The organism is Marinobacter sp. DUT-3 (assembly GCF_050379435.1).
Classification (GTDB): domain Bacteria; phylum Pseudomonadota; class Gammaproteobacteria; order Pseudomonadales; family Oleiphilaceae; genus Marinobacter.
This window is the reverse complement of the sequence record NZ_JBNRMG010000001.1, coordinates 954,110-980,554: the sequence shown is the minus strand read 5'-3', so window position 1 is coordinate 980,554 and position 26,445 is coordinate 954,110. Positions and strand designations below refer to the sequence as shown.

Annotated in this window: 27 protein-coding genes, 3 tRNA genes and 1 other RNA gene; 16 read left to right on the top strand and 15 right to left on the bottom strand. The window is 57.6% G+C overall.

Translation table 11 applies throughout. The features are described 5' to 3' along the window. Nucleotides 1–52: 52 nt before the first annotated feature. Both mnmC and ACQUWM_RS04420 read right to left on the bottom strand, forming a co-directional pair. The gene (gene mnmC, locus ACQUWM_RS04425; RefSeq protein ID WP_428921431.1) at nucleotides 53–1,966 is read right to left on the bottom strand and encodes a bifunctional tRNA (5-methylaminomethyl-2-thiouridine)(34)-methyltransferase MnmD/FAD-dependent 5-carboxymethylaminomethyl-2-thiouridine(34) oxidoreductase MnmC; all 1,914 of its coding nucleotides are present in this window, start codon (nucleotides 1,964–1,966) and stop codon (nucleotides 53–55) included. Next, entirely contained in the window at nucleotides 1,963–2,568 is a 606-nt protein-coding gene (locus ACQUWM_RS04420) for a peptidylprolyl isomerase (protein WP_407000928.1), read from the bottom strand. Before ACQUWM_RS04420 ends, mnmC begins: the two co-directional genes overlap by 4 nt. A gap of 241 nt (nucleotides 2,569–2,809) precedes the next feature. Between ACQUWM_RS04420 and ACQUWM_RS04415 the strand changes: the two genes are divergently transcribed. After that, nucleotides 2,810–3,547, top strand: coding sequence for a pilus assembly protein PilB (locus tag ACQUWM_RS04415; RefSeq protein WP_428921307.1), 738 nt, complete (start codon nucleotides 2,810–2,812; stop codon nucleotides 3,545–3,547). A gap of 36 nt (nucleotides 3,548–3,583) precedes the next feature. On the opposite strand, the gene ACQUWM_RS04410 is transcribed toward ACQUWM_RS04415, so the two are convergent. From ACQUWM_RS04410 to flgA, 3 genes are all read right to left on the bottom strand, one after another. Continuing rightward, nucleotides 3,584–4,054 (bottom strand): flagella synthesis protein FlgN, encoded by a 471-nt coding sequence (locus tag ACQUWM_RS04410; protein WP_407000713.1) that lies wholly within the window; start codon nucleotides 4,052–4,054, stop codon nucleotides 3,584–3,586. Between the two features lie 7 nt (nucleotides 4,055–4,061). Beyond that, nucleotides 4,062–4,382, bottom strand: a complete 321-nt coding sequence (gene flgM, locus ACQUWM_RS04405) for a flagellar biosynthesis anti-sigma factor FlgM (RefSeq protein ID WP_407000712.1) — start codon at nucleotides 4,380–4,382, stop codon at nucleotides 4,062–4,064. Between the two features lie 179 nt (nucleotides 4,383–4,561). Next, nucleotides 4,562–5,263 carry a flagellar basal body P-ring formation chaperone FlgA gene (flgA, locus tag ACQUWM_RS04400; RefSeq protein WP_428921306.1) on the bottom strand — a complete coding sequence of 234 codons (702 nt, stop codon included), beginning with the start codon at nucleotides 5,261–5,263 and terminating at the stop codon, nucleotides 4,562–4,564. Between the two features lie 190 nt (nucleotides 5,264–5,453). Here flgA and ACQUWM_RS04395 point away from each other — a divergent pair, with 190 nt between their 5' ends. From ACQUWM_RS04395 to ACQUWM_RS04385, 3 genes are read left to right on the top strand one after another with little or no spacing between them, the layout of a single operon-like run. Further along, entirely contained in the window at nucleotides 5,454–6,383 is a 930-nt protein-coding gene (locus ACQUWM_RS04395; protein ID WP_407000709.1) for a chemotaxis protein CheV, read from the top strand. A 40-nt stretch (nucleotides 6,384–6,423) separates the two neighbouring features. Then, complete coding sequence (locus tag ACQUWM_RS04390; protein ID WP_407000708.1) at nucleotides 6,424–7,251, top strand: CheR family methyltransferase; 828 nt, start codon at nucleotides 6,424–6,426, stop codon at nucleotides 7,249–7,251. 7 nt (nucleotides 7,252–7,258) lie between these two features. Beyond that, nucleotides 7,259–8,455 (top strand): MFS transporter, encoded by a 1,197-nt coding sequence (locus ACQUWM_RS04385; RefSeq protein ID WP_428921305.1) that lies wholly within the window; start codon nucleotides 7,259–7,261, stop codon nucleotides 8,453–8,455. A 20-nt stretch (nucleotides 8,456–8,475) separates the two neighbouring features. On the opposite strand, the gene ACQUWM_RS04380 is transcribed toward ACQUWM_RS04385, so the two are convergent. The 3 genes from ACQUWM_RS04380 to ACQUWM_RS04370 form a co-directional block, all read right to left on the bottom strand. Beyond that, nucleotides 8,476–9,321: an alpha/beta fold hydrolase gene (locus tag ACQUWM_RS04380; protein ID WP_428921304.1), complete on the bottom strand. Its 846-nt coding sequence runs from the start codon at nucleotides 9,319–9,321 to the stop codon at nucleotides 8,476–8,478. Beyond that, a complete protein-coding gene (locus ACQUWM_RS04375) occupies nucleotides 9,314–10,450 on the bottom strand; it encodes a helix-turn-helix transcriptional regulator (RefSeq protein ID WP_428921303.1) in 1,137 nt (378 codons plus the stop codon). Before ACQUWM_RS04375 ends, ACQUWM_RS04380 begins: the two co-directional genes overlap by 8 nt. 114 nt (nucleotides 10,451–10,564) lie before the next feature. Continuing rightward, nucleotides 10,565–11,095 (bottom strand): hydrolase, encoded by a 531-nt coding sequence (locus ACQUWM_RS04370; protein ID WP_407000704.1) that lies wholly within the window; start codon nucleotides 11,093–11,095, stop codon nucleotides 10,565–10,567. Nucleotides 11,096–11,311: 216 nt separating this feature from the next. On the opposite strand from ACQUWM_RS04370, the gene ACQUWM_RS04365 reads away from it, so the two are divergent. Together ACQUWM_RS04365 and ACQUWM_RS04360 are read left to right on the top strand one after the other, a co-directional pair. Then, nucleotides 11,312–11,402 (top strand) — tRNA-Ser (locus tag ACQUWM_RS04365). A gap of 31 nt (nucleotides 11,403–11,433) precedes the next feature. After that, a non-coding RNA gene (locus tag ACQUWM_RS04360) (RtT sRNA) lies at nucleotides 11,434–11,575 on the top strand. Between the two features lie 46 nt (nucleotides 11,576–11,621). On the opposite strand, the gene ACQUWM_RS04355 is transcribed toward ACQUWM_RS04360, so the two are convergent. Then, nucleotides 11,622–11,900: an acylphosphatase gene (locus tag ACQUWM_RS04355; protein WP_428921302.1), complete on the bottom strand. Its 279-nt coding sequence runs from the start codon at nucleotides 11,898–11,900 to the stop codon at nucleotides 11,622–11,624. 86 nt (nucleotides 11,901–11,986) lie between these two features. Between ACQUWM_RS04355 and ACQUWM_RS04350 the strand changes: the two genes are divergently transcribed. Next, complete coding sequence (locus tag ACQUWM_RS04350) at nucleotides 11,987–12,748, top strand: fructosamine kinase family protein (RefSeq protein ID WP_428921301.1); 762 nt, start codon at nucleotides 11,987–11,989, stop codon at nucleotides 12,746–12,748. Here ACQUWM_RS04350 and ACQUWM_RS04345 read toward each other — a convergent pair whose 3' ends face one another. Together ACQUWM_RS04345 and ACQUWM_RS04340 are read right to left on the bottom strand one after the other, a co-directional pair. Further along, nucleotides 12,749–13,348 (bottom strand): DUF938 domain-containing protein, encoded by a 600-nt coding sequence (locus ACQUWM_RS04345; RefSeq protein WP_428921300.1) that lies wholly within the window; start codon nucleotides 13,346–13,348, stop codon nucleotides 12,749–12,751. 51 nt (nucleotides 13,349–13,399) lie between these two features. Beyond that, nucleotides 13,400–14,347, bottom strand: coding sequence for an AEC family transporter (locus ACQUWM_RS04340; protein WP_428921299.1), 948 nt, complete (start codon nucleotides 14,345–14,347; stop codon nucleotides 13,400–13,402). Between the two features lie 322 nt (nucleotides 14,348–14,669). On the opposite strand from ACQUWM_RS04340, the gene ACQUWM_RS04335 reads away from it, so the two are divergent. The 6 genes from ACQUWM_RS04335 to pgsA all read left to right on the top strand — a co-directional run bounded on the left by ACQUWM_RS04335 (nucleotide 14,670) and on the right by pgsA (nucleotide 20,294). Further along, a complete protein-coding gene (locus ACQUWM_RS04335; RefSeq protein WP_407000699.1) occupies nucleotides 14,670–15,077 on the top strand; it encodes a DUF1330 domain-containing protein in 408 nt (135 codons plus the stop codon). Between the two features lie 144 nt (nucleotides 15,078–15,221). Further along, nucleotides 15,222–16,829, top strand: coding sequence for a methyl-accepting chemotaxis protein (locus ACQUWM_RS04330; protein ID WP_428921298.1), 1,608 nt, complete (start codon nucleotides 15,222–15,224; stop codon nucleotides 16,827–16,829). A gap of 63 nt (nucleotides 16,830–16,892) precedes the next feature. Next, the gene (locus ACQUWM_RS04325) at nucleotides 16,893–17,144 is read left to right on the top strand and encodes a hypothetical protein (RefSeq protein WP_428921430.1); all 252 of its coding nucleotides are present in this window, start codon (nucleotides 16,893–16,895) and stop codon (nucleotides 17,142–17,144) included. 103 nt (nucleotides 17,145–17,247) lie between these two features. Further along, the gene (uvrY, locus tag ACQUWM_RS04320; protein ID WP_407000696.1) at nucleotides 17,248–17,910 is read left to right on the top strand and encodes a UvrY/SirA/GacA family response regulator transcription factor; all 663 of its coding nucleotides are present in this window, start codon (nucleotides 17,248–17,250) and stop codon (nucleotides 17,908–17,910) included. After that, nucleotides 17,894–19,732 carry an excinuclease ABC subunit UvrC gene (uvrC, locus tag ACQUWM_RS04315; RefSeq protein ID WP_428921297.1) on the top strand — a complete coding sequence of 613 codons (1,839 nt, stop codon included), beginning with the start codon at nucleotides 17,894–17,896 and terminating at the stop codon, nucleotides 19,730–19,732. Before uvrY ends, uvrC begins: the two co-directional genes overlap by 17 nt. Before the next feature lie 7 nt (nucleotides 19,733–19,739). Further along, nucleotides 19,740–20,294: a CDP-diacylglycerol--glycerol-3-phosphate 3-phosphatidyltransferase gene (gene pgsA / locus ACQUWM_RS04310; RefSeq protein ID WP_407000694.1), complete on the top strand. Its 555-nt coding sequence runs from the start codon at nucleotides 19,740–19,742 to the stop codon at nucleotides 20,292–20,294. Here pgsA and ACQUWM_RS04305 read toward each other — a convergent pair whose 3' ends face one another. From ACQUWM_RS04305 to ACQUWM_RS04290, 4 genes are read right to left on the bottom strand one after another with little or no spacing between them, the layout of a single operon-like run. After that, nucleotides 20,295–20,906, bottom strand: coding sequence for an ABC-type transport auxiliary lipoprotein family protein (locus tag ACQUWM_RS04305; protein WP_407000693.1), 612 nt, complete (start codon nucleotides 20,904–20,906; stop codon nucleotides 20,295–20,297). Beyond that, nucleotides 20,903–21,841 (bottom strand): MlaD family protein, encoded by a 939-nt coding sequence (locus ACQUWM_RS04300; RefSeq protein ID WP_428921296.1) that lies wholly within the window; start codon nucleotides 21,839–21,841, stop codon nucleotides 20,903–20,905. Before ACQUWM_RS04300 ends, ACQUWM_RS04305 begins: the two co-directional genes overlap by 4 nt. Nucleotides 21,842–21,844: 3 nt before the next feature. Continuing rightward, complete coding sequence (locus tag ACQUWM_RS04295) at nucleotides 21,845–22,642, bottom strand: ABC transporter ATP-binding protein (protein WP_428921295.1); 798 nt, start codon at nucleotides 22,640–22,642, stop codon at nucleotides 21,845–21,847. 23 nt (nucleotides 22,643–22,665) lie between these two features. Then, on the bottom strand, nucleotides 22,666–23,820 hold the full coding sequence (locus ACQUWM_RS04290; RefSeq protein WP_428921294.1) for an MlaE family ABC transporter permease: 1,155 nt from the start codon (nucleotides 23,818–23,820) through the stop codon (nucleotides 22,666–22,668). 113 nt (nucleotides 23,821–23,933) lie between these two features. Between ACQUWM_RS04290 and ACQUWM_RS04285 the strand changes: the two genes are divergently transcribed. The 3 genes from ACQUWM_RS04285 (at nucleotide 23,934) to betT (ending at nucleotide 26,435) form a co-directional block, all read left to right on the top strand. Next, nucleotides 23,934–24,009: transfer RNA gene (locus ACQUWM_RS04285), tRNA-Gly, on the top strand. A 68-nt stretch (nucleotides 24,010–24,077) separates the two neighbouring features. Beyond that, nucleotides 24,078–24,151 (top strand) — tRNA-Cys (locus ACQUWM_RS04280). 217 nt (nucleotides 24,152–24,368) lie between these two features. Further along, nucleotides 24,369–26,435, top strand: a complete 2,067-nt coding sequence (gene betT / locus ACQUWM_RS04275) for a choline BCCT transporter BetT (protein ID WP_428921293.1) — start codon at nucleotides 24,369–24,371, stop codon at nucleotides 26,433–26,435. Nucleotides 26,436–26,445: the final 10 nt, after the last annotated feature.

The window sequence follows — 26,445 nt, the reverse complement described above, 5'->3', positions numbered from 1 at the left end:
TTGAGTGCCCTTTCATTGGTTATCGGCCGTGTTGCGGAAACCTTCAGTCCGATCACCCACTGGATCTGGAAATTTTCATCCTATAACACCTGTGCGGGTCCACCCGTTTTGATAGCGAACGGGGCAGGCATGGCGGTTGCCCCGTGAGCTTATCCGCAAGGAATTCCGCGAGCAACGGGGCATAGGTGAGGCCCTTGCTGCCGAGCCCGGTGAATACGAACAGGCCATCAAGGGTACTGCCTTCCAGATTGGCCAGCTCGCCCGCAGCCGGTTGATAGTCATGGGTCGTGCACCGGAACCCGACCCGTCCCTGAAGCCGGGCTATCTTTGACTCTGCCGGCGGCTTGTCTGGCCAAAGGTCGGGAAGCATGGCCGTCAGTTCGTTGAGATTTTCCCGATGGCTGTCCAGGCTTTGCTGTGGTGACAGGTCATGAAGGTCAAAGGTGGCGCCGGTCACGCAGAGTCCGTTGCGGGCAGGGTTGATGTACCTGGGGCCGCAAATCACAGCACTTGGTGCGCGGACGCTGTCTTCGGGCAAGTGGCTGACCTGGCCGCGTATTGCTTTAAACCGGAATGCGCCCGTGCCACCCGCCATGGGGATCAGTTCCGGTGTCTGGTGACCGGCGCAGAGGACGACCTTGTCGGCGCTGATGTCGGTTCCAGCACCCGGGATCAGCCACCGATCTTCCAACTGCGTTAGGCGGCGGACATCCATGGAAAAATGGCGGCGGATGTTGGGATGATCCGTCAGTGTCCGGCAGAGGGATGCTGGTTCCAGCCAGCCACTGTGGGGAAACCACAGCCCGCCTGTGCCAACGGGTATACCGGTCAGCTTGCCGGCGGTTGCCGAATCCACCGGTGTCACTATGTCCGACGGGTAGTGGTTACGATTCAGGAATCGCTCCTGGCGCTGTTGCTCCTGATCACTCCAGGCTGTTTGCAGCAGCCCGGTAGGGTGCCAGCCGTTGCCCGTTAACGGTGTGTAATAGCGTTGGCTGAACAGCAGGGAGGTCAATGCCAGTTGGGTCTGGGCGTTGAATTCCACGCCCAGCTTGACGTAAAGCGCGCCCTGCAGGTTGCCGGATGCGGCTGCGCCAGCATCATCGGCTTTGTCTATCAGGGTGACTTCAACCCCTCTATCGGCGAGGTTTCTGGCTAACAGGCTGCCTGCGATACCGGCGCCGATAACCGCGACGGAGCCCGGTTTGCTGGCCTCTGGTTCCAACGTGGCGGACGCGGGAAGCGGGATTTCACCTGTAATCATTTCCCGTTTACGACCAAACCCGGCGGTTTTGATCATCGTAAAACCGGTGTCCGCGAGGGCGCGCCGGATGCGGCCAACGGCCGTGAAGGTGGCCAGAGTGGTGCCCGGTTTGCTGTGTTGGCGGACCTGACTGATGGCATCGTCCAGCCACATACCCGGATTCAGAGAGGGGGCGAAGCCGTCCAGGAACCATGCATCGGCGGTGAATTCCAGTTCCCGCCAGGCATCCAGAACGTCCCCGAAATACAGCGTCAGACGAACCCGCCCCCCATCCAGCAATATTCGGTGGACTCCCGCCACCAGTGGTGGGTATTGATCGACCAACTGGTTACTGAGGTCAGTCAGTTCCGGCCATAACTTCATTGCCCGGACCAGGTCGTCCCGGGTCAGAGGATAACGTTCCGCAGACACAAAGTGGAGGGTGGCGTGCTGGCTGGCGGGACTGTTCCGCCAGGCCTGCCAGGTCGCCAGGAAGTTCAGGCCGGTACCAAAGCCGGATTCCGCGACAACAAACGAGGCGTGCTTCCCGACCCGGGCAAAGCGTTCCGGTAATCGATTGTGCCCGATAAAAATATATCGGGTCTCATCCAGCCCGTTGTCCCGGTTGAAATAGAGATCACCGAACAGCCGGGATTCCGGAACGCCGTCATGCCACAGGATATCGGCCGGCTCCATGGCCGGCGCTGTTACTTCTGCCATCAGTTCCCGGAAGCGTTGCCGCTATTGATAATGGTGATGTTGTTGATGGTCACCGGTTCCCGGGGGACATCCGCCATGCCGCCGGAGTGACCGGTTGGCGTGCTGGCGATCGCATCCACGACACCCATGCCTTCGGTTACTTTTCCAAAGACTGCATATCCCCATTTTTTGGGGTTGTCCGATGCGTTCAGGTATGGGTTGTCTACAACATTGATAAAGAATTGGGAGGTCGCCGAGTGGGGCTGGCCGGTACGCGCCATGGCAATGGTTCCCCTCAGGTTTTTCAGGGTGGGGCTGCCTTCGTTGGGGATCGGGCTGCGGGTGTCCTTGCGAACAAGGTCGCGATCAAAACCACCGCCCTGAATCATGAATCCGGGAATCACCCGGTGAAAGATCGTGTCCCGGTAATAGCCGCTTTCCACATATTCAAGGAAGTTTGCCACGGTTTCCGGAGCCACATCCGGACGAAGCATGATTTCGATAACGCCTTCGCTGGTCTCCATGCGGACCTGGGGCAACGGGTTATCCGCGGAGCGGGGTTCTTCCGCCAAGAGCTGAGTGCTGAACGAAAGTGACGCCATCAGGATCAGCAAGAAACGGGTCACAAAAAGCGGGGAAGCGGCCTTGGATTGCGATTGGTTCTGGGTCACCTTGTTCACTCCGTGGAAAGTGCTGGCCATCGGGCAGCGGTAGCTTTGAGTAGTCGGATGTTAGCAGATATTCCTTCGGGAACGGATAATCTCCATGCACGATGCGTGGTGATCGTCTAACCTGTCTTAAGATTGTTTAACAACAAAATAGCGCCGGGCCGGGATGTACGGTGAGTGCAATCAAGGGAGGGGCCAAGTGAAGATCCGTCAGGGATTTGAAGAGAGATCAAGGCTGGGGCGATTGCTCATCAACCGGGGGTATTTATCTCCGGTACAGCTGGAAGAGGGATTGCGCCTTCAGGAGGAAACCGGGCAGCGTCTTGGGGAGGTGCTGGTCCAGGCGGGGTGGATCACCGAGCGGGAGCTCTACAGGGTTCTTAAGCACCAGTCCCGGTACCGCAACGCTGCAGCGTTGATCACCATGGTGGCATTGCCGCTGCAGCCGCTGGTCAGTTTTGCGGCCAGTAGTGGCGCAGACTCTCCGCAGGCGGCTTCGCCGGACTCCGGAGAGATGTATCGGAGCAAGGGGTTCTCACCGTTGAGTGATGACGATCTGGCGAGGGTGGCCGGGCAGGGGGATAGCGCGTTGGCGCAACGTATTGCTGCCGCCACCGCCATGGTGCCGGGGGGCGGTGAAGGCAGCCAGGAGCCGGATGTGGTGGAAGGTATCAAGCTGACGGCCCATATTTTTGTTCCAATCCTGAACTTCCTGGACTCCGACCTGACCATTAAAGGGGTTCACTATCGCGATGACGAACCCCGACATCAGCTCGGGACTGATGGATCGCTCACCCTGGCTTTCCCGGAGCGGATAGAGGAGATCCACATGGATAACATCCGGGTCAGTGGCGGGCGAACGCCGGCGCTGGGCAATGTCAGCATCCACGATATCCGTTTCGATCCGGCTTCGCGGATGACCATCTATACCCGGTAAGGTCTGCAGGCATTCCGGAGAGTGCGTTGGCCGGAATCAGGCGCTGGCCAGGATGGTTCTCTGGGAAGCGCCGGTCTGTTCGCCATGGGCGCCGTAAAGCTTTTGCTGGCTGCTGGCGCCACGGAAGATGTCTGTCAGGCGCGACAGGCGCTTCTGCATGTGGCTGATGACGCGACCGTTGTTCTGGTTGATCTCCTGGCAGAACGTCAGGCGCTCATTGGCCTGCGACCACAGCGACGCAAGATCGGATAATCCGGCGCTGCGGATAAAACGGGATGGCGCTCCGCTTTCCGGGCGATAGCCCATGGCAACGAGGGTATGAATTTTTTGCCTGGCACGGCCGCGGATCTGGTCGAGCAGGGTGTTTTTCTCGGTCGTTATTGCTTGCAGTGCCTGCATGTCCGAGGAAGAGAGGCAGGACTTTTCCTGCTCCAGAATATCCGCCAGTGCATCCAGTTGACGGATATCCTGAGAGAGAAGGTCTTTCAGTTCATCGATTGCGGCCATGATTTACTCACCCGAATATGCTTTTATCCATCTCAAGCATTTTCTGGGCCAGTTTCTCGGCGTCAACCTTGTATGAACCATCGGCCAGCGCCGCACGGATCTGCTCAATGCGGTCATCATCCATTTCCGGATAATCACCCAGCTTCTGTTCCAGCTGTTTCAGGTTCTTGGCCTGATTGCTCAGGTTTACGTTCTCACCGCGGGCACCCTGGCTCTTGGCCTGCTCGGGTGCCTGGGGCTGGGCATTCTGGGTGGAGCCAGACTTGTCGGCCGTGGTTCTCTGGGTGTTGACCTGGCCGGGACCAATTCCATTAAAGTCAACTGACATATCGGTACCTGCTTACCTTATTGACTGTACGGGGGACAGCATTCGCGAATTTTATACCTGCGTATCGGCCGTCAGGCCGGAAGCTTTAGCGAATTTTTAGCTCCAGAAGATTACACTTCTGTCATTCGCAGAGCGTGGAGCGGCAAGACTCTGCCGCCTGCGGAAAAAGCGCGCCGCACCTACATAGGAATTTCAACCTGGCCCGGGGCGGTCACCAATGCTTTCACGGTGCGGGACGATGACAGATTCTCTACCAGTACCTGATCGCCCACGCCCGCGTCGGCCATGGCCTTGCCGCGAGAATTGACCGAGAAATTTCCACTTCTGGCGGTGATGATAACATGATCGCCTCTGGTCACCGCTGCCGGAGCTGAGAGCAGGTCTGGCGTCATCAGTGTGCCGGCGTTGACGCCGCGTCGCATCTCCATGCCCACCAGCTGGTCAACGTTGTTAATCACACCCTTGCGGGTGGCATTAACCACGACTGAGTCCGTTTCGATCATGTTCGCCATGACCCGCTCTCCCCTGGCCAGTGGGCGTGCGGCCACAAGGCCTTCTCCGGTAATGGACACGGACGCGTTGAGAAACATGCGCCACGGCCGTTCGCCGCGACACGAGACCTGTAACGTCGGTTGCGTGGTTTTCCAGGGATCACCGCTGAAACTGACGTCCAGGGGGGCGTTACAGGTGGCCAGGGCCAGTCGGCTGTCCAGTCGGCCGGTTTTGTGTATGACCTCGAAACCGTTGTCCGCCTGTTGTTTCGAAAACTCGTCAAGGAACGAAGCCGCAGCGCTCCTGATCTGCTCGGCGGTGGTGTTTGCGGCCTGCACCAGCACCGGGACAGACGTTAACAGTGTGACGACAAAAATGGTGATGCGCATACGCTGCGGTTTGTCCTATGCTGTCAATTGTCAGTGGAAGATCCCGAAAAGCTTAAGGGTTCGGGGAATCGGCCGTTAACTTCACATAGTGAGTCAAAATTCCGGCGAAAAGCTGGTTTCATCCGCTCTTGAGAGCAGAAAAAGCAAAATGCATGCCGGCATGTCCGCGGGCAGACCTGGGGGAAAAGTAATGGCAGGGGTACTCGACAGTGTAAATCAGCGTACGCAGCTGGTGGGGCAGAACCGCCTGGAGCTCCTGTTGTTCCGTCTTCGCGGCAGGCAGATGTATGGCATCAACGTTTTCAAGGTAAAGGAAGTCCTGCAGTGCCCCAAGCTGTCGTCGATTCCCAAAAGTCGTAGCGTGGTTCGGGGGGTCGCCCATATCCGCGGTGAAACCATCCCCGTCATTGATCTGGCCATGGCCATCGGCCATCCCGGAGTTCCCCGCGAGGAGCTGGCGAACAGCTTCGTCATCATCACCGAGTACAACCGCAAGACCCAGGGGTTTATGGTTACCGGTGTTGACCAGATCGTGAACATGAACTGGGAAGATATCCTGCCGCCGCCCAAGGGTGCCGGCAACGATGTGTACCTGACGTCGGTCACAAAAATGGACGACAAACTGGTTGAAATCATCGATGTAGAAAAGATTCTTGCAGAAGTTTCTCCGCTCAGGGACGATGTTAACCAGGATTTGGTGGCCCGCAGCGCCGGGCGTGTTCAGGCACACCTGCCTGTGCTGGTCGTTGATGACTCCAGTGTCGCGAGACGGCAGATAGAGCGATGCCTGACCGCCATCGGCATGGAGGTTGTTACACGGGACGATGGGAAGCAGGCTTTTGATTACCTGAAAAAAATCACTGAAGATGGTTCCAGGGCCAGCGATCATTTGTCCCTCGTGATTTCCGACGTCGAAATGCCAGAGATGGATGGTTACACTCTGGTGACCCGATGCAAAAACGATCCGGCGTTACGGGATATGTTTATTATGCTCCATACCTCACTGAGCGGTGTGTTCAATACCGCAATGGTGCAGAAGGTTGGCGCTGACGAGTTTATGGCAAAGTTCAGTGCAGATGAGCTGGCCGAGAAGGTTATGGAAATAATTGATCGTGCCTAGGGCCAGCGATCCTTGCAGATTCACCTGACGCAGAGATTCAATGAAAGCGGACATTACGCCACAGGAATACGAAGCTTTTAAGACGTTCCTGCAGGATGCCTGTGGCATTCTGCTGGGTGAGAACAAACAATACCTCGTAAAAAGCCGTCTGCGCCGCATTCTCGAAGAAAACCAGCTTACAACCCTCGGGGATCTGCTGGGGCAGCTGAAGCGTCCGGGCCGCAGCAATCTCAGGGAGTTGGTCATTGACGCGATGACCACCAATGAAACCCTGTGGTTCCGCGACAACCACCCGTTCCGGATTCTTCAGGAAAAGCTGCTGCCTGAGTTTGCTGAACGCAAATCCATGCAGCCTTTGAGGATCTGGTCGGCTGCCTGTTCCACGGGGCAGGAACCATACTCGGTGGCCATGATCATCGAGGAGTTCCGGCGTCAGCGCCCGGGTAAACTCCGGGATGTGAAGCTGACTGCAACGGATATATCCAAAAGCGTTCTGGAAGTCGCCCGCAAAGGTGAGTACGAAATGATCGCGATTGGGCGCGGGCTGTCCCCGGAGCGCCAGAAGCAGTTCTTCGCGCCATCTTTGAACGGCGGCTGGCAGATACGTCCCCAGATCAAGAGCATGGTGGAGTTCAAGGAACTGAACCTGCTGGAGCGGTATATGCTGGGCAAGTTTGATATTGTCATGTGCCGCAATGTGTTGATATATTTTTCTGCGGAACTCAAAAAGGACATCCTGACGCGCATTCACGCCACCCTGAACCCCGGTGGTTACCTTATTCTGGGCGCGTCGGAATCACTCAATGGATTGCCCCACCTGTACGAAATGGTGCAGTGCCACCCGGGGATTATTTACAGGAAGAAATAACCCGCCCATGCCTCTCAACGTCTGGATACTGGTTGCCGCCCAGGCACTGGCCATGTGTACGGCCCCCTTCATTGTCTTCATCGGCAGCATTCATGGCCGGATTCTGGCGCCGTCCCCCGAGTGGGCCACTCTGCCAGTAGGGCTGGTGGTAGTCGGCACTGTGCTGGCCATCAAGCCTGCAACCTGGTTGATGGAGCGCCTGGGTCGAAAGCCGGTCATGCTTCTTGGTGCATTGATGGGGGTGCTGTCCGGTCTGACGGGCGGGGCCTCGGCCTGGCTTTCCAGTTTTCCGCTGCTGTGTCTGGCAGCCATTGTCGGCGGGACAGGGCTGGCGGTAGTTCATCAGTACCGCTTCGCCGCGATGGAATCCGTAAAGTCGGAGTTGGCAGGCTCCGCCGCGGCGCGGGTGTTGCTTGGTGGCCTGATTGCCGCGTGGCTGGGACCTGAAATTGCTCTCCTCGGCAGTGCGGGCCAGGGGGATCACCCGTTCCTCGAAGGCTGGCTGGGGCTGGGCGTCGTCCAGTTACTGGCGATGGGGGTGTTGGCGCTGGGCTATCGCGCAAAAAGTGAACTGGTCAGGGAAGCTCCGGCCGGGGGCGGTCGACCCCTGAAAGACATCCTGCGTGCCCCCGTGGTGTGGACCGCCATCAGCGGAGCAGCCATTGGTTATGCCGTGATGAGCTTTATCATGACAGCTACTCCGCTAAGCATGACCGAGATGGCCGGCCACGAACTTCCGGACGCCAAACGGGTGATCCAGATTCATATTGTTGCCATGTACCTGCCGTCGCTGATCAGCGGCTGGCTGACCCGGGTGGTCGGCATTCCCCTGATGATGGCCGGCGGGTTGATAGCCTACCTGGCCTGTATACTGCTGGCGTTCAGTGGCATCACTTTCCATCATTACCTGTTTGCGCTGATTCTGTTGGGTGTGGGCTGGAATTTCCTGTTCGTTGGTGGCACCACCCTTTTGCCCAGGGGGTACAGGGATGAGGAGCGTTTCCGGGTTCAGGGGCTGAACGATATGATGGTGTTCAGCTCCCAGGCTGTCGCGGCTCTCAGCGCCGGGGCTGTGCTGACGGCGCTGGGCTGGACCGGCTTGCTGCTGGCGTCGATTCCATTGCTGATACTGCACGCGGTATTGATGACTTCCTGGCTTCTCCATTCCCGGACACCAGCGGTCTCTGAATCGTCAGCGGACTGATAACAGCTGGCTTTGATGCATTATTGGGTAAGTAGCCGCAAGGTTTCCGGCGCTGTCAGCGCGGTATAGTGGCCAGCTGTGTCGAGCAGGCTGAGTTCGCAGTTGGGAAGGTGGCTTGCCAGGCAGCGGGCATGCTCGGGAAACACCAGGTTGTCGTGTAGTCCATGAACCACATGGACCTTCTGGTTGATTTGTCCGGCCTTGAATGGCCAGTCTCCGGCCATCAGGGCTATGTCCCGTGCAAATGACAGCGCTGCGATCCGGGGCCCCTGAGCCGTTGCCGCTTTGATTTCATCCAGATAGGCGGACCGCAAAGGCTCCTGTGAGAGCAGGGCGGTGTCGTTGGCCGACATGGCCTGGTGCATGGCGTTACACAGGGATTCGGCGCTCGTCAGAAGCGGCTCGAGCTGGGCTGGAAGCGTTTCCGGGTTATCCCGCCCGAGGCGCCACGTGCCTGCCGACAGCTCCCCGCCGTGGGCAAAGGGATCCTCCATCATCGGGATGGCCGGCATCCCGACAACCACCAGGTTATCTATTCGGGAAGCCGCACTCAGGGCACAGGCGAGAGCGAATATCCCACCTCCGGAAAATCCCAGTACTGAGAAGCGCTCCAGTTTCAGATGGTCCGCCAGAGCCAGTAGGTCGCTGGTGTGGTCGGCCAAGCCATAGTGCCCTATGGGGGTGGAGTCACCGTATCCTGGTCTGTCAGGGCTGATCAGGCGAAGCCCCAAAGCGCTGGCCTCTGTTGCCAGCCCGGCGGGCGCCACGCGTGATCCGGGAATGCCGTGGAGAAAGAATACCGGTTTGCCGTCACGGGGGCCGTGGTCAGACCATGACAGCCATCGACCGCTGTCTCTTTCAAGCATGGTGGTGTTCCGGCGCCAGGGAAGCCGCTCCCAGAAGCAGGCAGCGAACCATGTCGGCCTGGCGGGTCACCTGCATTTTCTGCATGACGGACTTGAGCTGTGTTCTCGCAGTATGTACCGAAATGCCCAGGCAGGCGCTGGCTTCCTTGATGTCATGCCCTCTGACCAGCTCCCCGGCCAGTCGGATTTCCGCGGGCGTCAGGCGGTAGATTGACATCAGGTGGTTGGTGTTCAGTGTCACGGGACGATCCGGGTTCAGGAGGAAGGCCAGTACTGTCTCTCCACCGTATGCAGTGGTGCCAAAACTCGATGGTCCTTGGCGGTAGTTAACCAGCGCCAGTGACGCCCCCCTGGGGGAAACTGAAATGCTGTGGGTGTTGCAGGTCCCATCCTGGAGCAGGCGGACAGCGGCGCGTAACTGGTTATGCATACTCTCGTTGCTGAATGCGAGTTTGCCACCATGAAGTCCCAGCCCAAAGGCCCGGGTTCTCGCGCATTCTTCTGCAACGTTATTAAGCCACTGACAACGCAAGTGGTGATCCAGGATCCAGACGCCAAAGGGCAAGCGGTCGAGCGCGGCGTGTGCCTGCTGGAGAGCTGATTCAAACTGGCCAATCAGGCGCGTCAGGTCCGCCGCTCTTTTCAGGTGTGGTGAGAAAAACTCAAGGGTTTGCTGTTCGTCCGGGCTGAAAGCGCCGGCCCGCCGGCAGCGATGAACGCCGATGTGCATGGCGCATTGCCGCCCCCGGTCGAATTGCGCGCCCATGGCGTAGAAATTGCCGTTGGGCCGGAAAATCGTCTGGTAGTGGGAGCTTTGCTCGAACTCTCGATCCGCAATAATCTGGTGGCTCACCTGAATCTTGCCAAGGGGGCCTTCAGACAGCGGAATGCGGAACGGGTCATGAAAGAACGCCCCTTCATGATAGGTTGCGTTAGCCGTGTCATCGAAACCCACGGTATAAGAGCGGTGAACCACGGGGTCATGAATGTCCGTTACCCGTAATGACGCAGTCCCGGTATGGAACAGTCTGGCGAGCTTTCCGAGGAAGACCGGCCAGCCGTCCGGATTCATGGCGCCGCCGTAAAGATCGTTCAGCATTGCCGGTGCAGCTGTTTTGATACTGCCCAAAACCTGCGACTCCTGATACCAGTGCATGCAATTGCGACAGGTTCATTTAAGCACACTTCTCCGGGGCCAGCGAATGGCTCCTTCGACAATATTGCGTGCGCGATGGGTCAGGTGCTACTTGATCAGTCCCTGAATGTCGCGAAAACGCGGGTGCTTGCAGTGCCGTAGCCATTCAAAAGCCACCATCTCGACTGTGACAATCCTGGCGCCGCTCTGGTGCAGGCGATCCAGGGCCACGTCCCGGTCAAGCTCATTGCGTGACCCGGTGGCATCCGCCACCACCCAGACCTTGTAACCGGCATCCACCAGGCTCAGCGCGGTCTGCATCATGCAGACGTGGGTTTCACAGCCACCGATGACGATTTGTTGGCGTCCTTCAGGCAATTCATCAATCAATCCATCGGGGCAGGCATCGAAATGATACTTCCCGATGACCTGATCGCACAGCTCACGGATGTCTGGCATGTTATGACCGAGCTTTTCCGGCAGCTGCTCGGTTGCCACTACCGGAACCTCCAGCAGTCCGGCCATGGTTGCCAGTTTGAGGCATTGGTCAATGACAGCCCCGCCATCGGCGATGGCCGGCATCAGCTTCTCCTGCAGATCAATCAGGATCAGGATGGATTGGTCGGCTTTCATCAGCATTGTTGTTCTCCTTATATTGGCTGGTTATTCTGACGCCCATCTGGCTATTTCCATACAGTAACGATAGCCCCGAAAACGCTCAATCGTTAACCGATGTCCCTTGGCAGTGTAATTTTTTCCACGATTTTCCCAAAGAGAGTTGCCAAACGCCTGAAAATTCATTAGAGTTTGCGCCCTCAAATCAGTGACGACATTACTGATTTGGAACAGTTTATTGGAGAGGTGGCCGAGTGGCTGAAGGCGCACGCCTGGAAAGTGTGTAAACGTTAATAGCGTTTCGAGGGTTCGAATCCCTCCCTCTCCGCCAATACAAAACCCCAGCAGAAATGCTGGGGTTTTTTATTGGCCGTGAGGGCGGGTGAGAAGCCTCGCCGGGTTCGACCGCAGGCTGCGAAGCAGCCGAAGGAACGTCGGAGCAAAGCGACGACGGCCCCGAAGGGGTGAGGGCCGAAGGCCCGAATAATCCCTCCCTCTCCGCCAATACAAAACCCCAGCAGAAATGCTGGGTTTTTTTTATTGCAGAACTTCAGTCTTTTATCCTGAACTCCCGAAATTCATCGGATACAGGCACTTCGCGAACCTCCACTCCCGTGACCCTTGCAGCTGGCGGCCCTTCCTCGCACCAATCCTTCAGCGCCTGAAGGTCATCCTGCAAGCCCTCCGCCACAATTTCCACCCGACCGTCGGGGAGGTTTTTTGCGTAACCCGTGAGGTTCAGTCGCCTGGCAACATCCTCCGTGGAAGCGCGGTAACACACCCCTTGCACCTTACCCGAAACCAGTATTACCCAGCGTGTTCGCATCATGGTCTTTCCCGTGTTATGTGGCATGGTACGCTAATTATCAATGTACAAGCCCTGGCCAGGAAAGCTCAAGCGCGGAAATGAGGGAAATGGCGACTTACCGTAAACACAATCACTCCGGGTATCCGAATGCGCTGATCCGTGAAGCAGAGGGGCTGGCATTGCTGCGGTCGGAACTGCTGAATGCCAACCAGGCTGAGACGATTTGCGTGCCAGAGGTGTATTACGTCGACGAATCGGTGCTGGAGATGGAAGCCATCGCTGCAGGATCTTCCTCGGATGATGCTCTGGCAAAACTGGGGGAGGGGCTTGCGACCCTGCATCGGGTGGTGCAGCCGTTCTATGGTCTTGAGGCTGACAACTACATTGGCCTGTCTCCACAGGTGAATGGCAGGTTCAGGAATTGGGGGTATTTCTTTGTAAACAACCGGCTTGGCTACCAGGTGGCGCTGATCCGCAATGCGGGAGTGCGTCGTGAATTCCAGGCTATTCTGGACAGCAGCGCGAGTGCGCTGGAGAGCTGGCTGGACGCCCGTTGCGAACAGCCCAGTCTGTTACACGGTGACCTGTGGGGTGGTAATGCGCTGTTTGAAGGCCACACACCCTGGCTGATCGACCCGGCGGTGTACTTTGGGGACCGGGAAGCAGATGTGGCGATGACAGAAATGTTTGGCGGGTTTGGCGCGGCATTCTACGCCGCATACGACTCCGTATGGCTCCGTAGCAAGGATTACCCGCTGAAGAAGGAGATCTACAATCTCTATCATTACCTGAACCACTACAACCTTTTTGGTGGCAGTTACCTGGATGGGTGCCGTCGGGGCTTTGACCTCCTGACTGACATGCGCTAATCAGCGTTTGCGCCAGACCAGAAAACGGTTGTTGGCGGGCATCTCGAAATCGCTTTCCAGAAACAGGTCATTGTCGCCAGCCATTGCTTCCATGTCTTCAATGTGACGAATCCCCATACGGGCATTGCGGGCCCTGAGATACTGGTCGAATTGTCGGTTGCTGTCACTGGTGTAGGTCCCGTTATAGTTGAACGGGCCGTACAGGCAGAAAGCGCCGTTTTCCGGCAACCGTTGGCCCAGGCCTGAGAACATGGCCTGGACTTCCTCCCAGGCCATGATGTGGGCGGTATTGGCGGAAAACGCGCCATGGATCTCAGGTACTGGCCAGTCCGCTTCACCAACGTCCAGCGCCACCGGCGCCAGGATGTTGCCGAGCCGGCAGTCCTCAAGCCAGGGCTGGCAAAGCTGGTAGTTGTCCGGATGGTCACTGGGCTGCCAGGTCAGGTGCGGTAAATGACCGGCAAAATGCACCGCATGCTGCCCGGTTCCCGTGCCCACCTCAAGGATAGTGGCGGGCGTGTGGAAGATCAGGGTCAGCTTCTCCAGAATAAAGGGTTTGTTGTTTTCACACGCCTGTGAATAGGGCTTTTCCTGCTGCATAAATCGCCTCTGGGTTGTGTGGTGTGAATGGCACTGGTTCACGTTGTCGCGTCATATGACGCCCTGGCTTCGCAACAGGAAAACTCCGACCGTTACGGTTACGCTCGCCATCAGGGTGGTTAGCGCAATGATATTGGCGGCCAGTCGGTCATTGCCGCCCAGCGCCTTGACCATAACAAAACTGGCGGCCGCGGTGGGGCTGGCGAAGAACAGAAACATCAGTCCGAGTTCGGCATCCCGAAAACCCGACAGCCAGGCGGCGCCGGTGCACAGGGCAGGAAGGGCCACCATCTTCATAACACTGGAACTGATGGCAGTGCGGCTGTCACTGCGAATAGCGCTGAGGGAGACGGTTGCGCCTATGCAAAGCAGGGCAAGCGGTAAAGTGAGAGATGCGAAGTAGTCGCCGCTGGTCATGACCCAGGTCGGGAAAGACACCTTCCACCAGGCGAACGGGATGGCCAGGAAGACCGAGATAATCAATGGATTGCGGACAATATCGCTGAGAATTCGACGCCAGCTGGCGGACTTGCCCGGTTGATAGGCCAGCAGGACGATTACCGATAAGGCGTTGTAGGAGATAATCACCAGCCCGAGCAATATACCTCCGGCGGACAGCCCGTAGTCGCCGTAGAGGCTTGCTGCCAGCGCAAGGCCCACAATGCCGCAGTTGCCGCGAAACGCTCCCTGCACATACACGCCGCGGTCTTCCCTGGGCACCCGCCAGACAGCCCAGCCCCATGCCAGGGCGAAACTCGCCAGGGTTGCTGCCAGGAAGAATATCAGCAGGTGGACATTCAGCGCCGTTTCCAGATCCGCCCGGACAATGCTGAGGAACACCAGGGTTGGCAGGGTCGCCTTGAACACCAGCGCGGAAGCGGTATTAACGAAATCATCGTTGATCCATCCAATGCGCTTCAGGCCCAGGCCGATAAAGACCATGGCGAATACCGGCAGGGTGGTTTCCAGGGTTTGATAGAAAATATCGAGAAGTGTCATAGCGTTACTGTGGACGGATGTGGGTGGGGATGGAGAGGGTAATCACTGGCACAGGATCCTGTTTCGAGCCGAAAAAGGGAATTGCACAAAGGGCTTAGGGGAGCAGGCTGGCTTGTATAATACGCTCAGGGTCGGTATCGACCAAGTTTTGGTCAGGGACTTGTCTTGACCCCAGGGCTCGGGCTGAAGCATGGGAGGTTGGTCCAGGTTGAATGAAATGTAATTGAAAGGTCTTGGTGACCTGGGGGCATGCTGCGCTATAGTTACGGGCACATATCCAAAATATAACGAACGTTCAGAGCCTGATAGACCAAGGAAACCCATGGAAACCGTTAATCCGACTCCCGAACAGCTTCAGAAAGTTCTGGCGAATACCCCCAAAGATCATCCGGTCGTTATGCTTAACCTGTTGCGGTTTCGTGATCGCGCCCAGTATAAGGATGAGGCTTCGGACCGGTCCGGGCGTGAAGCCTACTCACTCTACATGCAGGAAGCGGCAGCCTGTGTGCGGGCCGTCGGTGCGGAGGTGATCTGGTCCGGGCGGAGCGTCGGTTCCCTGATTGCGCCCCCCGACGAGTCCTGGGATCAGGTTCTGCTGGTTCGGTACCCATCCGTGGATGCATTCATGGCGATGATCGAGAGCCCTGAGTACAAGGGTGTCGTAAAGCATCGGACAGCCGCACTGGAAGATTCACGGCTGGTGGCCAATCTCGAAGGGAGCGCGGGCTAGTTCCATCAGCCACTCTGACTGCTGAATCATAATGCAGGTCACTTTGCCCGCCGCAATGGAGGGCAATGGCGCTCTGTTCCTCTGCAATAAAAGTGTCACCGAATTGGCATAACCTCCACCGCAAAGCCTGCATGTGGAGTTGTCATGCTCAGAACTGTCCGTAGTCGTATCCTGTTTTTCTCATGCCTGTCGGTGGTGGCCGTGTTTGGACTGGCATTATTGTCCTGGTCCATTATTACCAGGGCTGAGCAAGCCTCCGAGCAGCTGATCAAGGACAACCTGACGGAATCCTGGTCACTGGAAGATCTCGAGGCGGACCACCGACGACTGCAGGACCTGGCATACAAAGTAAAGGCGCAATTGTTGCTCTGGAGTGAGATCGACGAAGAATTCCAGTCCATTCGGTACTCCGTTGCAGAAAACTGGAGCGAAATACGCTCAAACCCGCTGCTGGCGGATTGGGCGACAGAAAACGCCGACAGATTTGCCGCCGTCCAGACTCTGCTCGCCGACCTGGCTCCGGGCATTGAGGAGCAGAGTTATTATCGGGTAGGGCAGGTGGTTGACTTCAAGCTGTTCCCCGCATTGGACCCCATGCTCGAATCCATAGCCGATCGTCGTAACGCCAGTCGCAAACGTATCGACTCCGGCGCTCAGGAGTTGCTGGCGTTTCTGGAGACCCAGCAGGTTTACCTGGTGGTGGGATCAATCATCTTCATGCTGGCGGTGCTACTGATGACTCTGTGGCTGAGAGCGACTGTGATTGTGCGCTTGAGGCGAATAGAGCGGGACCTGCATCAGATGGAGAAAACCGCGGATCTGACGAACGTCCCGGCGGTTTCGGGGCAGGATGAGGTGGCCGGCGTCAGCGTTGCGCTGGGTGGTCTGGTCAGTCGCTTCAACGGTTTTATCGGCGACATCCGGGAGGCCTCCCGTACCCTGGACCATCGCTCGGCATCCCTGGATACCCAGGCGGAGGAGGTCCAGAAGTCTTCCGATCGCACCCGCACCCAGATAAGGGACGTCAGCCAGTCCATGGCAGTCATCGCCGATCAGGCGACCGCCATAGAGGCGGCCTCGGCCAATGCCGCTGATACTGTGCGCGAGGCTTCATCCGCCAACGATGAAGTGCACAGCGGTCTACGCAACAGCGAGCGGGGCGCCGAACACGCCAACGAAGTCATTGGTCGTGTCTCGGCTGCCATTCAGGCCCTTGGCGGCTCTACCTCCAGGATCGAACAGGTTATCGGGGTGATTGCCGATATCGCCGAACAGACCAACCTGCTGGCACTTAATGCAGCCATTGAGGCTGCCAGGGCGGGAGAGCACGGCCGGGGCTTTGCGGTGGTGGCTGATGAAGTCCGGACACTGTCCCGGCGCACAGCGGATTCGACAGCGGAAATCCGTCAATGGGTCCATGATCTGGTCCAGGGGGTTGGCAATGTCGATGGGCTGCTCGAGGAGATGAGCGAAGCCGGGGTGAGCAATCGCAACAACCTCAACGCTCTGAAAGATCACCTGATCGAGCTTGGCGCACGTTTTGAGGCGCTGCAAACCCGGACAGGGGAAATCAACGCTGCAGTCAGCCATCAGCGGGGTGAAATCGAACGGGTTGGCAGGCGCTCTGCCGCACTGGACGACAGTGCTGGTGCGCTGAGCAGTAGTGTGGACATTACCCGGGAAATCAGTGAGGCGCTCCGTCAGGAGTCGCTGTCAATGCGACAATTAATTGCAAGGTTTCGCATAACTTAACAGTAACACCACTTCACCGATACCTCCCCAGGCCTTATGATAAGTCACTGAAACGGAGGAATGATGATCGACGACGCCAGCCAGCAACCTGAGGCCGACCCCAGGCAGGAAAAGTTCGTGGTTGATACGGAGCTGCTCTCCGATGATCAGGTAGACGGGCTAGTGGATGAATATTGCACCCGTTATCACGGCCTGAATGACACCGAAAACCCAATGGATGAGCGAGACCGGGTAAAAGCGGCGGTGAAGCGGGGGGATCTGGTGGTGTGGTTTGATCCGGTTGAGAATACTGCCGGATTGGGTGTTCCCGCTTGAACGCTCATTCATGTTTCATCGATCCGCGAGAACACCTACCCCGGGGTTCTTATAAACGGTACAATCCCGCTGTTTTTACCAGAAGCCGTGTGCGAGGTGAGTTTTGATCAGGGTATTGGTTGTTGATGACCATGAGCTGGTGCGTTCCGGGATTACCCGGATGCTGGCGGATAACCCCGATATTGACGTCATCGGCCAGGCCTCCTCCGGTGAGGACGCCATTGAATGTGTGCGCAAGCAAACGCCGGACATTGTCCTGATGGACATTCGCATGCCCGGTATTGGCGGCCTCGAGGCTACTCGCCGGATTCTGCGCATTGACGATACCATTCGGGTCATTGTGGTAACGGCCTGCGCCGACGACCCCTATCCCACCCGGGTGATGCAGAGTGGCGCATCGGCCTATATCACCAAGGGCGCTGATATCAAGGAAATGGTACGTGCGATCCGGATGGCCCATTCCGGCCAGCGCTACATCAGTCCCGAGATTGCCCAGAAGATGGCGCTCAAGCAGCTGGGGGGCGACCCCAACGGCGAAGATGGCGATCTGTCATTGTTTGACCGCTTGTCGGAACGGGAAATGCAAATCGCCATGATGGTGGTGGATTGCCAGAAAGTTCAGGACATTTCCGACAAGCTTTGCCTCAGCCCCAAAACCGTCAACAGTTACCGTTACCGGATATTCGAGAAGCTGGAAATTTCCAGTGACGTTGAGCTCGCTTTGATGGCGGTACGGCTCGGGTTGCTCGATGCCGACAAGGTCTGAATTCGACTCCAGAAATTTTCTGAAACAGCTTACTGAGCGTCCTGGCGTATATCGCATGTACGATGAGGGCGGCTCGGTCCTGTATGTGGGCAAGGCGCGCAATCTCCGGAAGCGGGTGGGCAGCTACTTCCGCAAGTCTGGCCTGGCGTCGAAAACCGAAGCGCTGGTGGCGAAAATTGCATCCATTGAGATCACCATTACCGGTAGCGAGACCGAAGCGCTGCTGCTGGAACAGAACCTCATCAAATCCCTTCGGCCGCCTTACAATATTCTGCTTCGGGATGATAAGTCTTACCCGTACATTTACCTGTCTTCCCATGACGACTATCCGTCACTGACGTTTCGGCGGGGGCGTACGAAAAAAGGCGGCGGCACCTGGTTCGGGCCGTTTCCCAGTTCCGGCGCGGTCAAGGAAAGTCTTAATATCCTGCAAAAGGTTTTTCGCATAAGATCTTGTAGTGAAAGCTATTTCAGGAATCGAACTCGTCCCTGCCTTCAATACCAGATCAACCGCTGCACAGCTCCCTGTGTGGAATATATCTCTCCGGAGGATTACCGGGAGGACATCCGTCACGCCACCATGTTTCTGGAAGGGAAAAATCCCGCCATCATCCATGATCTTATGGCAGCGATGGAGAAGGCCTCACAGAACCTGGAATTCGAGAAGGCAGCAGCCTATCGTGATCAGATTAACCACCTTCGCCATGTCCAGGAACAGCAATCCGTTGACGGCGAGGGGGGCGATGCGGACGTGGTTGCTATTTCCCAGGATGCAGGCGTTGTCTGCATTGTGGTGATTATTGTCCGGGGTGGCCGGGTTCTCGGTACCAAGGACTACTTCCCCCGTTACTCGATAGAACAGTCGGAAGGCGAACTGTTGAGCGCGTTCCTGGGGCAGTACTATTTCGGTGGCAGCACCCGCAGGGAGATTCCCCAGGATATCCTGGTGCCGGTGGAGGTCGAGGGGGAATCGTTGCTGGCGCAGGCATTAACCGAGACTGCAGGCAGGGATACCCGGATCCGTCGCAACGTTCGTGGCGAACGGCGTAAATGGCTGGAGTTGGCCATGACCAATGCCCGCCAGACGCTGCTGAGCCATCTAGCCAGCAAGGAAACCGTCTATCGGCGATTACTGGCATTGCGGGACATGCTGGAACTGGCTGAAACGCCGTCACGAATGGAGTGTTTCGACATCAGCCACAGCCATGGCGAAAACACGGTCGCATCTTGCGTGGTTTTCGACGAAAATGGGCCGCTTAAGAGTGACTACCGGTTGTATAACATTGAAGGCGTGACCGCCGGGGACGACTACGCCGCCATGCGCCAGGTCCTGACCCGCCGCTACAGGCGAATGGTTTCAGGTGATGGCAAACGCCCTGATCTGGTGTTTATTGATGGCGGTAAGGGGCAGTTGAATATTGCCCGGGAAGTCTTTGATGAACTGGGGATTTCCGATATTCCACTGATTGGTGTGGCCAAGGGTGTCACCCGCCGGGCCGGGATGGAGCAGTTGATTGATGCCATGACCGGTGATGTCTTTCGGGTGCCGGCGGATTCACCCGCGCTGCATCTGATTCAGCACATCCGGGATGAGTCCCATCGCTTTGCGATTACCGGCCACCGTGCCCGTCGGGACAAGAAGCGCCGGCAATCGACGCTGGAAGGTATCGAGGGCGTGGGACCCAAGCGCCGGCGGGATCTCATTCGCTACTTCGGTGGCATACAGGAACTTCGTAAAGCCAGCGTCGATGAGATGGCCAAGGTACAGGGCATCAGTAAATCACTGGCGGAAACCATCTACGCAGCATTGCACGACGAGTAAGGACAGCATGAATTTACCAAACGTACTGACGCTATCCCGCATTGTGATGATCCCGGTCTTTGTGGTGATTTTTTACCTGCCGGTGCAATGGAGCTATCTGGTTAGCGCGGCTATTTTCGCCCTGGCTGGCGCCACCGACTGGCTCGATGGTTACCTGGCCAGAAAGCTCGACCAAAGCACCCCCTTCGGGGCGTTCCTGGATCCGGTGGCTGACAAACTGATGGTGGCGGTTGCCCTGACGGTGCTGATTGAGGAGCATGCCAGCCTGATCCTGACGATTCCCGCTACCGTGATTATCGGCCGCGAAATCGTCATATCCGCACTGCGGGAGTGGATGGCCGAGATAGGCAGCCGGGCCAGTGTCGCCGTGTCCTACATCGGCAAGATAAAAACCACGGCACAGATGGTGTCTATCATTACGCTGCTGGCGTTTCCTCCGGGCGAGCTCTGGTCGTGGATTGGGGTAGGGCTGCTATACGTAGCCGCTGGCCTGACGTTCTGGTCAATGATCCTGTACCTGCAGGCGGCATGGCCGGATCTGTTCCCCAGGCAGGAATCCTGATCAGGCTTCCAGGCAGTCGCTGAGCCAGTCGCGTAGCTGCTGGCCCAGTTTTTCGCCCCCACGGCCAAAGGCCTCGACTACCTGATCTATCCCCGGACCTGTCGCGTCCGCGGTTACCCTGAAGTTGCCAGTGCAGATGGTCTGCCTTGTGCGGTTGTTCATCAATTGGGCATACAGTGAAACGAGCACCTGAACGCCGTTTTCACCTGTTTCACTGTGAAAACCATACAGGTCACTGACCAGGGTGACGTCGCTGCCAGTTGGGCTGGTTTCATTCACCACGCCCTGAAGTTGTCCTTCCTGGCGGAATGTTCCTATCATCAGTTCCCGTAACAGAACCGGCGCTGTGTCACGCCAGCGTACACCGCCGTAAATCTGGTATTCGTGGGGCGCGGGCTTGGTCAGAATCCGTGAACTGTCAAAGGGTTCGGTGGCCTGGGGCGTGTCAATTCTCAGGGTTATATCGAACTCGGTGCTACCATCGCTTTGGGCGGCAGCCGGTGTCGGGATATCCATGACCCGCGGCGCTTCGTAATCCGGGAATACCGTGCATCCGGCGAGTATGGCTGTCATTGCCAGGGCGGTGAAGGTTTGCGCATGGCGAACAGTCATTGCGGCGCCTCCTGAATGTTTTCCCGGTTCCAGATGGTGCTGGAAGGATCATCTTCAAGGCGCCGGGTGAAATGATTGAGGTTGCGGAGCGTGCTTCTCAGCTCGCGGAGAGCGGGCGAGAGCTCACCCAGGCCCTGCAGGCCTTCATCCAGTGCGCCTTCATTGCTGGCGGTTAGCTGTTCAATGCGGGTTGCCGTGGTCTGGATCGAGGCAATGGCGCTGTTGAGAGATTCGAGGGTGTTCTTGCCCTCGCTCTGTAATAACCGGTCGGCGTTGTTGGCAAATGCGGATACACGCGTTGAAGCTTCGGCGGCCCGCACGCTGGCGTCGTTCATCCGTTCGAGCAATTGTTCCAGTTCTGTCCGGCGGTCCATCAGCCCGTCCGTGGCTACCCGGGCGTTGCGGAGGATACGGGTCAGGTTCTCGCTGTTCTCTTCCGAAAATAAAGTATTGGCGTTGGTCAGGAGGCGTTCGGCTTTACTTAACAGAGCCTCGCCGTTATCCAGCAGGGAGGTGAACACCGAGGGTTCTGCCATGATCAGCGGCGGATCACTGCGACTGCCTTCCAGTACCGGGCTATCGGTCGTGCCGCCCTGGAAACGCACACTCATGCTGCCGGTGATATTGGCGAGCACCAGTCCGACGCGGGTGTTTTCGCGGATTTTCACGTTCTCGTCCACACGAATGAGCACCCTCACATGGCTGGGGTTTTCAGAATCCAGGGACAGGTCCACCACTTCGCCAACTTCGACACCGCTGTACTGTACCGGGTTACCCCTGGACAGGCCACTGACGGGATGATCAAAGCCGATTTCGTACCAGGCCCACTCCCGGTCGGTCGCGGACTTTCCCAGCCAGAGTGCAAATATCAGGGCTGCTGCGGCAATGATGACCGTAAACAGTCCGATAATAATATGGTGAGCTTTTGGCTCCATACTCTACTGCTCCTGCATCCCGGCTGTTGCTGAATGTGCGGCGGCACGGCCACGGGGGCCGTGGAAATAGTCGTGCACCCATTCGTCATCGGTTGCTTCCACCACCTCAAGGCTATCGGCTACCAGCACTTTTTTCCGTGACAATACGGCAACCCGGTCACAGGTGCTGTATAGCGTGTCCAGGTCGTGAGTAACCATGAATACCGTCAGGCCCAGAGCATCCCTCAGGGTCTTGATGAGCCCGTCAAACGCAGCGGCGCCAATGGGGTCAAGCCCGGCGGTGGGCTCATCCAGAAACAGGATTTCCGGGTCCAGCGCGAGGGCTCTGGCAAGGGCCGCGCGCTTGACCATGCCGCCGGACAATTCCGCGGGATACTGCAGGGCCGCCTCTGGCGGCAACCCCGCGAGGGCGAGCTTCATCTGTGCCAGGTGTTCCGCCATGGGGCGGGTGAGACCGGCGTGTTCCATCAACGGGACGGCAATGTTTTCCCGAAGATTGAGTGAGGTGAACAACGCTCCGCCCTGAAACAGAATGCCAAACCGCTGTTCGATCCGGGCCCGCTCCCTGTCCGGTAAACTGTGCAGATCCTGGCCAAATACCCGGATCTCACCACTGGTGGGGCGATGCAGGCCAACGATGCTGCGAAGCAGTACGGATTTACCCGTGCCTGAGCCGCCAACGACACCAAGAATTTCCCCGCGCCGGATATCCAGATCCAGGCCATCGTGGACCACATGGGAGTCAAACCGGTTTTCCAGGCCCCGGACTTCGACCAAGATGTTCTCGCGGCTGTTGCCCATTGCTGAGTTTTCCTGCCTCATGCTCACCATCCCATTTCCATGAAGAATAGCGCAGCGATGGAATCCAGCAGAATCACCATGAAAATGGACTGCACCACGCTGGATGTGGTGTGCTCGCCCACCGATTGTGCGCTGCCACTGACCTTGAAGCCTTCCAGGCAGCCAATAACGGCGATCAGGAAGGCGAAGACCGGCGCCTTGCCGAGGCCAACCAGAAAGTGTTTGAGAGCAATGTCCTGCTCGACGATGGCGAGGAACTGGGTCGGGGAGATGTCCAGCACGAGGGCACACACCGCTGCTCCGCCGGCCATCCCCGATAGCATACCGACGAAGGTCAGCAACGGCAGGCTGATCATCATGGCCAGGACCCTGGGCAGCACCAGCAATTCAACGGGGCTGAGTCCCAGGGTGCGGATGGCATCCAGTTCCTCGTTGACCTTCATGGCGCCGAGGTGGGCGGTAAAGGAGCTGGCGGTTCTACCGGCGAGGAGGATGGCGGCCAACAGTACGCCGAACTCCCGCAGGAACGAGAAAGCCACCAGGTTAACCGTATAGATGGTCGCACCGAACGCTTCCAGCACCGTGGCGCCCAGGAACGCCACCACTGCCCCCACCAGGAATGTCAGCAGGGCGACAATGGGGAGTGCGTTCAGCCCTGTGTCCTGAATTGCCGCCACAAACGCGGTAACCCGCCAGCGTCGCGGGCGGGGAAGGTTGTAAGCAAGCGCCGCCAGAGTCTCGCCAATAAAGGCGAGCAGTAACCGGAGCAGGTCGTACAGCTCTTCAACGCGCTGCCCGAGGGTGGATAGCATAGCCACCACCGGGTTGTAGGCGGGAGGTTGCGGCTCGTTTCTGTCGCCCATCGCCCTGGCGACTGCCCGGAGCAGGGCGCGCCTTTCGTCCGCAAGCCCGGGGGTGCTGTCCGCAAGGCCGGCGAGTGCCTTTGCGCCCAGCAGTTCCGCCAGCAGGGCGGCGCCGGCGGTATCAACCCGGCCAAGGTTGGCGAGATTGCCGCTGCAACCTTCAACTGACCCGGATATTTGGAGTCGGGCAATTAAATTCTTCAGTTCAGGATAATGGCCAAGTACCCAGTCCCCCTGAATCGTCAGTTGGCTACCATCCGTCAGGATCTCGCCGGGAACAGGGCTGGCGGTCCGGGATGAGGGTGGTGGCGTCATAGTGCTCCCCGATGTTGTTCAATTATTGTTCATAAAAACCAGGTAAAACAAAAAGTTGAAAAAAGTGGTTGACGCAATCGGTCGAATCCGTAGAATACGCCCTCGTTGACCAAGCGGGAATAGCTCAGTTGGTAGAGCACAACCTTGCCAAGGTTGGGGTCGCGAGTTCGAATCTCGTTTCCCGCTCCAATTTAACACAGTCTCTCACAGCCCACCTGAGAGCATGAAAGTCCTTAAAACTCCTCGGACTTTTCCCCGGCGCGGTGGCAGAGTGGTTATGCAGCGGACTGCAACTCCGTGTACGCCGGTTCGATTCCGACCCGCGCCTCCAATTTTTTCCTTGTTTAAACCACACCGGTCTCGGTGAATTCTGGTTATCGCACGAGTGCAATGCTCTCGTTGCCTTGACGCCCTCCGTTTGTCTTTCTATACCAAGTAATATCAATGACCGCCATTTCCTGCCAGTACCGGCCTTAGAGTTTCGTGAGCGGTAGTGGCGTCGATTCTGGCAGTGACCCTGCCTGAATCGTTTCTCCACGGAGGCACGTATGACGGACGAGGCTGAAGAGAGTAGCGGGGCTGATCGGCAAGATCGCCTGAATCCCATCGTGTTCTATGGTTCAGCGGCGGCCATTGTGGTGTTCGCGGTGTGGACCATTCTGTTTACCGAGTCGTCGAGCACCGTTATCTATAGTGTGCTGGCCTGGATATCCGATAGCTTCGGCTGGTTCTATTTTATCTCTGTTGTGGCCTATCTGGTGTTTGTTATTGCCATTGGCTGCTCACGGTTCGGAAAGTTAAGGCTGGGCCCGGCCCATTCCAAACCGGATTTTAACGTGCTGACCTGGGCGGCCATGCTGTTCTCGGCCGGTATCGGGATTGATTTGCTGTTTTTCTGCATCGCGGAGCCGGTTACTCAGTACCTTGCGCCTCCGGCCGGAGATCCGGAGACGGTGGCGGCTGCCAGGCACGCCATGGAAATCACCTTCCTGCATTGGGGGCTGTCTGGCTGGGGCGTGTACACCCTGGTGGGCATGGCGCTCGCTTTTTTCAGTTACCGGCACGGCCTGCCGCTTACCATTCGCTCAACCCTGTATCCGATATTTGGCAAACGCATCAAAGGCCCGATCGGCCACACCGTTGATGCGGCCGCGGTGCTGGGTACGGTGTTCGGTGTTGCCACCAGTCTCGGAATCGGGATCATTCAGCTGAACTTCGGTCTCAACTACATGTTTGGCGTAGCAGAGAGCACGCTGACCCAAACTGTATTGGCTATTTTGATTGTTATTTTCTCGGCGATTTCGGCGTTTACCGGCGTGGACAAAGGTATCCGCCGTCTTTCCGAGTTCAATATGGCACTGGCGCTGCTGCTGATGCTGTTCATTTTGTTCAGCGGCAAGACGATTTTTCTCCTGAACGCCCTGGTCATGAATGTGGGGGACTATCTCTCCAGCTTCATCACAATGTCGTTCAATACCTATGCCTTTGATCCCCCAACAGACTGGTTGAACGCCTGGACGGTGTTTTTCTGGGCCTGGTGGATTGCCTGGGGGCCATTCGTCGGTCTTTTTCTGGCGAGGATTTCACGGGGCAGAACCATCCGGCAGTTTGTGGCGGGCACACTGATCCTGCCACTGGCCTTCATGATGGCCTGGATGTCCATCATGGGAAACAGCGCCATCGACCTCGTAATGAATGACAGCGGCGTGGTGGGGTTCGGCCAGGAGGCGATGGAACACCCCGGTTCATCCATTTATCTTTTCCTGGAAAGTTTTCCCTGGGTGGGTCTGACCACCATCGTGGTGACCATTCTGGCGATTGTGTTCTTTGTGACCTCCGGCGACTCCGGCTCGCTGGTATTGTCCAATCTTACGTCAATTCTCCGTGACCCCAACCACGATGCGCCGGGCTGGATGCGGGTGCTTTGGGCCGCCATTATCGGGGTGTTGACGGTGGCGTTGCTGATGGCTGGCGGGCTCAGCGCGCTGCAAAGTACGGTGGTGATCATGGGCTTGCCGTTTGCCTTCGTGCTGTTTCTGATGATGCTCGGACTGTTCAAGGCGCTACAGCTTGAGGGATTGAAGGAGGACAGCCATCGCGGCAGCATGGCCGGGCACCTGTCGGGGCGGACTGACCCCGGCAAGAACGCGGCCCTGAACTGGCAGCAGCGCCTGACTCGCAGTGTGAGTTTCCCGACTCTGAATCAATCCCGTCGCTTCCTGGAAGACGTGGCAAAATCGGCGATGGAAGAGATCAAACAGGTCCTTTCACAGCAGGGATTCGCTGTGGATATTGAGGAAGGAGGGCAGGGCAATGAGCACATCGTCCTGCGCGTTAACCTGGGCGGCGAACAGGATTTCAGCTACGGCATCTGGCCCGCCAGATGCAAGATGCCAGCATTTTCGATCCGCGCAACCCGATCCGATACTCATTATTACCGCCTGGAGGTTCACCTCACAGAAGGCGGTCAGGGTTATGACCTCTACGGGTACTCCCGCGAGCAGGTAATTGCGGACATTCTTGATCAGTATGAGCGTCACCTGTACTTCCTGCACACGCAACGCGAAATGCCGGGCGGCGATACCATCATGCCTGCGGGGAATGATGAAAACTGATTGGCGGGGA